Origin of the sequence: Aquabacterium commune (assembly GCF_004362855.1) — a bacterium.
GTDB classification, from domain to species: Bacteria; Pseudomonadota; Gammaproteobacteria; order Burkholderiales; family Burkholderiaceae_C; genus Aquabacterium; species Aquabacterium commune.
The window spans coordinates 20,256-29,616 of sequence record NZ_SNXW01000017.1 but is presented as its reverse complement, the minus strand read 5'-3'; the positions used below and the strand labels follow the sequence as shown (position 1 = coordinate 29,616).

Below are 9,361 nucleotides of genomic sequence, written 5' to 3'. Positions count from 1 at the left end.
ACGAGCGTTGGCAGGCAGAGTCCAAGAAACACTATGCCCGTCTATCGTTACCCAGCAAGGCTGCCACTTTCTTGAAGCCTTTGCTGGCCAGAGTAACTGCCGGTGTCGATGCGGTGGCCGCTGCAGCCCGCAGTGGCGTACTGCGCGTGGATGATGAACTCCATTTGTCGCCATTGCCCGCAGAGGACGAAGACCCAGAAGTGACCAAGCTGCGCGCGGCTTTGGATCACCGCATCGGTGAGGTTCAATTGCCGGAAGTGATTCTGGCCGTTGACGCCCAGGTGCGCTTTAGCTGGATCATGCTCGGACGTGAGCCGCGCTCTACCGACGAGCTGCTGATGGTCTATGCCGGCATCATGGCCCACGGCACCAGTCTGACTGCGGTCGAATGCGCGCGCATGATTCCGCAATTGTCTGCCACCAGCATTCGCCAGGCCATGCGCTGGGCGCGGGACGAACGGCGTCTGAGCCAGGCCTGCCAGGCTGTGCTGGAATTCATGCAGCGACACCCGATTGCCGCCACCTGGGGGCGGTCCGATTTGGCATCTTCTGACATGATGAGCATGGAGACCACCAAACGGGTGTGGCAAGCCCGGCTTGATCCTCGGCGCAACACACCTTCCATTGGAATCTACTCCCATGTAAAAGACCGGTGGGGCATCTTCCATGCGCAGCCCTTTGTGCTCAATGAGCGCCAGGCGGGCGTGGCCATTGAAGGTGTCATCCGCCAAGAAAAGCTGGAGACCAGCCAGCTTGCTGTGGATACCCATGGCTACACCGACTTTGCCATGTCACATGCCCGTTTGCTTGGTTTTGATCTTTGCCCGCGGTTGAAGGAACTCAAACAGCGCCACCTCTTTGTGCCACGCGGCACCAAAGTGCCCGCAGAAATCGCTGCGGTGTGCGAAGCCAATGTCGACGTCGCTTTGATCGAAAAGCATTGGGATAGTCTGGTGCACCTGGCAGCCTCGGTCATGAGCGGACATGCCAGTGCGGTGGCAGCTCTTGCGCGGTTCGGTTCTGCCGCCCAGGGCGATCCAATCTATGAGGCTGGCGTGCAATTGGGGCGGTTGCTGCGTACGGCGTTTTTGGCTGACTACTTTGTCAAGGACGCTTTCAGGAACGAGTTGCGCCGGGTGCTCAATCGGGGCGAGGCTGTTAACGCCCTCAAGCGCGCCATTTATACCGGCCGGATCAGCCCGGCGCAGGCCAAACGTGTCGATGAAATGCAGGCTGTGGCCGATGCGTTGAGCCTGATGGCCAACATCGTGATGGCGTGGAATACCTCACAGATGCAGGCGGTCCTGGATCGCTGGTCGAACCGCCGCCAGGTCATTCCACCGGAACTGATCGGGAAGATTGCGCCCACCAGGCTGGAGAGCATCAACTTGCGGGGTGTGTTTCGCTTCCCGGTTGACCGCTATGCTGACCAAATCCTGCCTTCGCGGCCAAATGCATCGATAACTGGCACCAATGGATGAAACCGACCACGGTTTGGGGTGATCTCGGTTCCGGTGCAAAAACTCCCGCCTTCAACCAAGCGTTAACCCTTGGGGGTCGGCGTTCGGCGTGAGCGGTCAATCCACGCTGACGGATCCTCTATAGTTGGAGCTCATCAAACGGTCAATCACATGGGGGCACCGTGACCACGTTCCGTCAGCGCTTCGTCGGTGCCACAGAGCTGCCAAAGACGCTCACCGAGTTTGATGTGGAGCAGTCGTTCCAGCTGAGCAAGGACGACTTGGACGCGATTCGCAAACGATTCCGCACCGCTGGCCGCCTTGCCGCAGCCATCCAATTGACGGTCGTCAGAGCCACCGGCCGTCCCCTGGATCGGCTCACCAATGTCCCGAGGGCGTTGCTTCGCTCGCTGTGTAGCGCCCTCGGTATTCAAGAAACCTCGATCGCATCGCTCAAGACGCTTTACAGCCGTCAAGCCACTCTGTACGAACACCAGGCCTGGGCCCGCCAGGTCAGTGGATTTACCGAGGTCGATGCTGATGTGCTGGCGTCCTGCGCCCAGACACTGGGCAGGCTGGCAGGTACGGCCTCCTCTGTCGATGAACTGGTCAAGCAAGCTGAAATCTGGCTGTTCGACCAAGGCCGGATGCTCCCTGGCGACCGCGTGCTGCGCGACCTTGCCCGTCAAGCGTACCTGGCCATTGATGAAGCCGCCCTGCACACCATCCGCGAACAGGTGGGCGAGCCTGGCGTCGATAAGGCGATCAGGGCTGTGTTTTCTATGCGTCGCGGGCGCACAGGTGGCACGGTGCTCGAATGGCTCAAAGGATCCCCCGGCAAGCATGGGCCATCGGGTCTGTCCGAGGTCACGGACAAGATCAACTTCCTCAAAGACCTGGGTGTTGACCGCTGGACGCTTGATGCCATTCCCAACGCGAGACTGCGTGCCTACGGCCAGACAGTGGTCCACCGCCCTCCCAGTGAAACCAAGCGGCTTAAGCATGAGACCCAGTCGGTCGAAGTGATCTGCTTCCTGCGCATGATCCTTCTGGAACTCACGGATGTGGCGCTGTACATCGCTGCGCGCCGTGTCTGTGACTTGGTGCGGCGAGCGTCAACCAAGGTTCAAGGCAAACAAACCCGTGGTCTGACGCATTACCGAGAAAAGCAGGAACAGATCCGTCAGGTTCTTCATGAGGAAGGTCCTGATGCTGAGGAGAAACTGGAAGCGCTCAAGCAGCTCGTGCCCAAGGACGATGTCGAGCCCCGGTACAGCCGTGCCGCGTTGGTGCGTCAGGCTCTCGTAGAGGACAGCACCCGCGTTCAGGCCTTGCTCAACGGACTCACGGGCCTTGACCTTCAGGGCCGAGCCAACGTCCCATCGCTCAAGCAGATCGACGTGCTGCGCGACTTGAAAGCCCGAGGTGTCAAGGAGCTGCCGCAAGACTTCGACCTGTCCATCACAGATCCTGTCTGGCATGACCTGCTGCGCGACGAAAACCGTGTCAAGGCACACGCAGCACTGCGCGCATGCGCCCTGATGTCAGTGCGCAAAGACCTGCGTGGCGGCAGGCTGTGGATTGAGCACAGCTTGGACTACCGCAATCGAGAGGGCCTGCTCATTCCTCCCGAGCAATGGAAAAAGGAGCGTGGCCAGTTCGTCAGTGCCTTGAACCTTGTCATGGATCCTCGCAAGCTCCTGGAGGTCATCCGTGCCAACCTCGAAGCCGGCCTGGCTGGTCTGGCCGAGGCCCTGCGCACAGGCAAGGTCGAAATCGACGAACAGGCCCAGTTCCGGCTGCCAGCGCTGCTCCCCCTGGAGGGCGACGATCAGGTCCGACGTGCGCGCGACGCGATGTTCAATGCGATCGGGGAATGCCAGTTCAGCGACATGATCGTGGAAGTCGATGTCCACGTCGGGCTCACTGAAACGCTGCTTGGCCGCAAAGCCAACTCCGTGCAAGAGCTGCTTGGTTGCTACGGTGCCTTGCTGGCCCATGGCACGGAGAACGACGCCAAAGGCGTCGCAGCCATGGTGCCGGGTCTGGAGGTGGCGCATGTCACCTCGGCGATGCGTGCGCTGGAAGCGGCAGATCGGCTGAGAAAGGCCAATGACCGGGTGGTAGCGTTCCAAAAGCGCTTCCCGATTGCCGAGCACTGGGGCAAGGGAGACAAGGCCTCGGCCGACATGATGTCCCTGGATGCGTCCAAGCACCTCTTCAATGCCCGGATCGACCCGCGCCGTCGAACCTACGCCGTGGGCATCTACACCCACGTACTGAGCACCTACGGCGTTATCTACGATCAGCCCATCGTTTTGAACGAGCGACAAGCCGGGGCTGCGGTCGAGGGTGTCGAGCGCTACAACGCCACGGTGGAGGATGGCATCAGGCTGTCTTTGCTGGCCGTTGACACCCATGGTTACACCAACGTCGCCATGGCGGTGGCCAAGCTCCTGGGTTTTGATCTGTGCCCGCAACTGCGCAACCTGTCGGAGCGGCGATTGTTTGTGCCCAAACGCATGGATGTGCCTGACTCATTGGCGGTGGCCACCGTGGATGACATCTCCGAGCGCGCCATCATCAAAGGCTGGGACGAATTGCTGCGCCTGATCGCCTCGATCCGCATCGGGCGGGTGTCGCCAAAGTTCGTGCTGGAGAAGATGGGCAGCGCCGCCCAGGGCGACCCGCTTCACAAGGCGGCCGATCACCTGGGCAAGCTGCTGCGCAGCCTCTACCTTTGTGATTTCTTCAGCAACGAGGATTTCCGGCGCGAGATTCACACCCTGCTCAACCGGGGCGAGTCGGTTCACCAACTGCAGCGAGCGGTGTTTCACGGCCGGGTGATGCCCGAGCGTGGGCGGCGCAGCGATGAGATGCGCGCCATCTCTGGCTCCCACGCCTTGCTGACCAACATCGTGATCGCCTGGAACACGATGAAGATGCAGGAGGTCGTGGATCGCTGGAAGAAGGCCAAGACCCCTGTCGATGATGCCTGGCTCAGGCGGATGGGGCCGGTCCATTTTGGCAACATCAACTTCCGAGGGACCATGTCATTCGGAATTGATCGGCATGCCGCCACCCTGCTGCAAAAGCAGCAAGTTGAGCGTCGTCGCGCCTGAGTCGAGGGCGAAGCCCGGAGTGTTGCAAAAGCGGGAAAGCGGGAGTTTCTGCACCAATCCCATTCGGCGTCGATTTTTTTGCCTCCCTCTAAGTTGTTGATTTGTAAAGGGTGGCATCAGAGAAAGCGGGAGTTTTTGCACCAATCCCATGAAAGGGTCTGGAAACGCCATTCACGCTGTCAGGCCGTTTCTCGGACGAGAAACGACCTGCGACAACAGATCAAGGGAGGCGTCGGCGTGCCCCGGCCTCAGGCCTAGCCAGTCGGCGTCAGTTGCCTTGTAGCGGGGGCACCTGTCCGGATCGAGCCAGCCGCGTGGCCTGCTGGGTGATTCGATGGCCGGCCGAGTCCACTGTGAGCCAGCCTGCTTGCGCAAATGCAAGCAGCACATCGTGGACGTCTTGCTCGGATGCCCGCGCAAAGGCGTCAAAACAGTGAGCAAAGCTCGGCCAGTGAATCAGGCTGCCGGCCTGGCGGGGCCGCTCTGCGATGTACCGTGCAAGTGCACGGGCCAGTTCTTCGGCGTGGGTGAATGACTTTTGCATGACGAGCTTTCGCTTTGAGTTTCGGAAGCCCGACGTTACGAGCGCGTGTCCCGTGCCGACCGGGCTGTTTTCCGAAATCGCACGAGAGCCAAAAGACAGCCGGTTGCGCTGGACGCCGACTGGCCTTGCTCCGGCACCAACGCGCCTTGATCACGTCCCCTGCTTGGACTTTCGCGGTGCTCGAACCCTGGTCTTGCCGCTGGTGAGCAGCAGCATCGGGTTGATCACGGGCGATGGTTTGAGTGCGTCGATCCACGCCTCCATGCGCAGCGCACGCAGCACGCGCACGAAAGTTATCAGGGATGCCCCCTGGCCAGTCTCAAGGTTGGCCAGCGCACTGACGCTGACCCCAGCGAGTGAAGCCAGATCCTGGCGGCTCATGCCGCCCTCGAACTCAAGGCGGTTGGCGCGAATGTGCTCGCCCAGCGTGGTGAGCCACTCTTCTGTGGTCAACCATTGCGACATGGAAAAGTCCTTAGGGTAATGGCATTTGAGGTTGAATGCGGGACGCCGCCCGACATGAAAAATATGCAAATGCAGTTGCTACGGCACAATATCGCACATAACAACTGCTTTTACGGTTTTTGTAGAGAGGTCGCGTCACCACACTCTGGGCGCGCCGTTCATGATCGCTCAGCGGGGGCGCGGTGACCCCCACCCCAGTCGATGGCTGGCACTGATGGCCGCGTGCCTCACATCGTCTTCTGCATGCAGGTAGATGCTGGTCGTGGTCAAAGAGGCGTGCCCGAAGGTGTCGCGGACATGGCGCAGGTCGATCTCATCGGCCAGGCGTGACCCCATGGTGTGACGAAGCCAGTGCGACGAGGCTGATTCGAGCCGGTCTGCTCGGGCTTGGTGCTCAGGCCCGAGTTGCCTCAACCGTTCAGCGGCCATGGCAAAGACACCCTTGACCACCACATGCAAAGCCGCACGGGTGAGCGGGCGTGGCCACTCGATGGCGCCTGTGACAGGTGCCGTCCACCAAACCGGAAAAACCAACGGTGACGCCTCCCCGTGCTGTGGCAGTGGCGACAGTCCCATGGAGCGTCGGTACTGGGTCAACTCGACCATCAACTCGGTGGTCGCCGGCACCAGGCGCTCCTTGTTGCCTTTGCCGGTTACTTGCAGCCACCAGCGCATCTCTCCGGTTTTGGGGTCCAAGCGCCCAAAGAAGCTGCCCATCGAGTTGTGGCAGACCTCGGAGATCCGCAGGCCGCACAGGTACAGCAGACTGAAAACCCATCGCGCCCGGGCATGGTTGGCCACCAGCCTTGGTGTGTCCTGCGGCATGCTCATGATCGCTGCTCGGACTTCGCTCCACAGATCGGCCTCCAAAAAGCGCACCACACGGGGCGCTGGGGCGCGACTGCGCTGCCTGCTGAGCGACAGAGGGTTGCCTGCCAGGTAGCCTGCCTGCACCAGCCACGACAGCATGGCGTTGATGGTGACCATGGCCTGTCGCACGCTGGCCGGTGACAGTGGCCCCGAGAACGGGCGCCAAGACGGGGCACTTCTTGGAAAGCGGCGTCCTTCGGGCATCACCCAGCGTGCTGGAGGCTGCGGATTGCTCAGGAAGCGCTGGTAGACCAGCAGGTCTTCGTGTGTGAGCGACGACAGTGGCTTGCCACATTCCAGCATGGCCCACAACAGGAGACGTTCGGCCTCGCGGCGGCTGTTGGCCAGTGTGTTGGGACTGTCGGCGTAGCGCGCCAGCCAGGCCAGCACGGCATCCCTGTCGGTGTCGGCGCTGATCTGCCGATGCCCGGCACGAGAGCGATTGACTCCGTCCTTGCCTGACAGGATGTCGGCCGGGGTCAACGTCTCCAATGGCATCGGGGGCGGCAACGTGGTTGCCGACAGACTGGATGGGTCGCTGGGAAGGCTGTTGGGCGTCTGGCTCATTTTGCTTGCTGCGTTTACCCACCATTTTGACACTAGAGCCGTAATGTCAAAAGTACGCCAACGAACTCAAGATTTATAACGTATTACGTTGTAATATTTATACATGAGCACCGAAACTGAGATCCTGTCCGAAGTCGAGGCCCTCAAGGCGCGCTTCAGCGACACCAGGGCGCTGTACCGTGAGGTCTGCGCCTTGCTGTTCTTCCGCCATGGCATCACCCCGACGGCCAACAAGCTCTATCAGTACGTCCGCAAGGGCTCGATGAGCACACCCACCGAAGCCTTGGCCAAGTTCTGGGATGAACTGCGCAGCAAAGCGCGCATCGAGATCGATCACCCCGACCTCCCTGCGGACCTCAAGACGGTCGCGGCCGAAGCCATCGCAGGCCTGTGGCGCCAGGCGACCGAGACGGCTCGCGCGGAGCTGGCTGGCATCCGCCTGGAGGTGCAGGCGCAGGTTCAACAGGCGCAGCACGAGTCTGCGACCGCGCTGAATCAGGCCCATCAAGCTGAAACAGCGTTGCGTACCCAAAAGAACGAATCAACGCAACTGCAGGCCGAACTGGACGCCCTGCGACGGGAGCATGCAGCCACCCTGGCCCGGCTTACTGAGGTCCAAGGTCAGTTGGCCAGTGCACAGTCTCAGCTCCAGCAAGCCCAGGAAGGGTTTCATGCCGAGTTGGCCCGAGCAAGAGAGGCTGCCCAAGCGGCGGAAGACCGATCCGCAGCGACTCAAAAGCGGGCACTGCTGGACATCGAGCAGGAGCGCCAGGCCAGAGTCAAGGCAGACAAGCTGGCTGATTCGCTGCGCACCCAACTGGCGCAGGCAGACCAACGAAGCCGCCAGTTGGAGCTGGCCCATGCCGAGGCGATGACCAGACTCACAGTTCAGCACGACGCAGCCCTGGCATCTCTGGCGCAAGCCAAGCAGGCCGAGCAACAATCTGCCCAGCAACTGGCTGCGGCCCAGGCGGCGCTCAAATCCCGTGAGTCGGACATCGCGGCCCTTCGGGCCGAATCCCAAACACTCAAAATGGTGCTGGACCGCAGCGCAGCGGCGGGTAGCCCGGCACCTGGCCCGACCAAGCGGCGAAGATCCGGCTGACACCATCATCAAATGAGAGTAACATGCGCCTCAATTGATTGTTTGGAGTCCCGCCATGGTCGCAGCCACCAGCAAGCTTTCCCCAGCCGGCAAGCGCATCACAGGCAAGGGCGCGAAATCCGTTGCGACTGCTGTGATCGGCCAGACCAGCCGATCACACAAGCCTTTGGCCGATGCGCCGATGAAAAAGACATCGTCGGCCACTACCGCCGCGAACGGGGTCGTCTTGGCCTACAAGCGCAGCCTGGGGGTAGACGCCTACATCCGGGCGGTGAACGAAGCGACACCTGTCAAGAGGGTCGAGATGGAGCGCCAAGGGGTGGCGGGCGCCTTCATCACCGATCTGTCCAAGCGCATGGACTTGCCGTCCTCACGCGTGTTCGCCATGCTGCGCATTCCGCCCGCCACGGCTGCGCGCAAGTCGGCAGCGGGCGCTGTGGTCGATGGCCGAGCCGGCTTGGCCGCCATGGGCATGATCAAGCTGCTGGGCATTGCCCAAGACATCGTGCAAGACAGCACGGCCACCGAAGCCAAGGGCTTTGATACGCTGAAGTGGTTGGGCCAGTGGATCGAGCGGCCCCAGGCCGCGCTGGGCGGACGCAAGCCTTCCGAGTACCTGGATACCCCTACAGGGGTCGAGATCGTGGCTCAGTTGCTGGGCGCCATGCGCAGCGGTGCGTACCTGTGAAGCTCTGGAGAATCGCGGCTGAGACCCGCAAGTACCCGGCGACGGACTTGAGCGGTGGCGGTGCTGCTGCATTTCCTGGCCGCTGGAACGACGAGAAGGAGCCTGTCGTCTACAGCGCACCGACCATTGCCATCGCGGTGCTGGAAACCGCTGCGCACATCGACGATGCCGGCCTGCCGCTCAACCGTTTCCTCATGGAGATCGACGTACCCGACGATGTCTGGGCGCAGCATGAGGTAGCGTTGCTCGCCTCTCTGCCAGCCGCTTGGTCAGCCATTCCTGCAGGAGGCGCCAGTGTCAAGGTGGGCTCTGCGTGGCTGACATCCATGCGCTCGCCCATCCTGCTGGTGCCATCGGTGATCGTGCCGGAGGAATTCGCCTCGCTCATCAACCCCCTGCACCCTGCAGCAGCCAAGATCACAGCCAAAGTGATCCGCCCGTTCGAGTACAACAAACTCTTTCGGCGGTGACTTGAACGGACCCTTGAGCCTGTCAGATAGGTTCATGCGTGTGTCACTTTCTTGAAGTAGTTTTGCTGAC

At 61.4% G+C, this 9,361-nt stretch carries 6 protein-coding genes and 1 pseudogene; 5 read left to right on the top strand and 2 right to left on the bottom strand.

From position 1 onward, the window contains the following. Both EV672_RS17785 and EV672_RS17780 read left to right on the top strand, forming a co-directional pair. Positions 1-1,481, top strand: a pseudogene (locus EV672_RS17785) (Tn3-like element IS1071 family transposase); the annotation flags it as partial. 161 nt (positions 1,482-1,642) lie between these two features. Next, a complete protein-coding gene (locus tag EV672_RS17780; protein WP_133611302.1) occupies positions 1,643-4,582 on the top strand; it encodes a Tn3 family transposase in 2,940 nt (979 codons plus the stop codon). 694 nt (positions 4,583-5,276) lie between these two features. Here EV672_RS17780 and EV672_RS17775 read toward each other — a convergent pair. Together EV672_RS17775 and EV672_RS17770 are read right to left on the bottom strand one after the other, a co-directional pair. Beyond that, positions 5,277-5,591 carry a helix-turn-helix domain-containing protein gene (locus EV672_RS17775; protein WP_133611301.1) on the bottom strand — a complete coding sequence of 105 codons (315 nt, stop codon included), beginning with the start codon at positions 5,589-5,591 and terminating at the stop codon, positions 5,277-5,279. Positions 5,592-5,759: 168 nt separating this feature from the next. After that, the gene (locus tag EV672_RS17770) at positions 5,760-6,959 is read right to left on the bottom strand and encodes a tyrosine-type recombinase/integrase (RefSeq protein WP_133611300.1); all 1,200 of its coding nucleotides are present in this window, start codon (positions 6,957-6,959) and stop codon (positions 5,760-5,762) included. A gap of 172 nt (positions 6,960-7,131) precedes the next feature. Between EV672_RS17770 and EV672_RS17765 the strand changes: the two genes are divergently transcribed. The 3 genes from EV672_RS17765 to EV672_RS17755 are packed head-to-tail and all read left to right on the top strand — an operon-like array spanning position 7,132 to position 9,291. Further along, positions 7,132-8,133, top strand: coding sequence for a DNA-binding protein (locus EV672_RS17765; protein ID WP_133611299.1), 1,002 nt, complete (start codon positions 7,132-7,134; stop codon positions 8,131-8,133). Between the two features lie 55 nt (positions 8,134-8,188). After that, positions 8,189-8,821 carry an antitoxin Xre/MbcA/ParS toxin-binding domain-containing protein gene (locus EV672_RS17760; RefSeq protein WP_243738761.1) on the top strand — a complete coding sequence of 211 codons (633 nt, stop codon included), beginning with the start codon at positions 8,189-8,191 and terminating at the stop codon, positions 8,819-8,821. Continuing rightward, positions 8,818-9,291 carry an RES family NAD+ phosphorylase gene (locus EV672_RS17755; RefSeq protein WP_133611298.1) on the top strand — a complete coding sequence of 158 codons (474 nt, stop codon included), beginning with the start codon at positions 8,818-8,820 and terminating at the stop codon, positions 9,289-9,291. The genes EV672_RS17760 and EV672_RS17755 overlap by 4 nt, the downstream gene beginning before the upstream one ends. Positions 9,292-9,361: the final 70 nt, after the last annotated feature.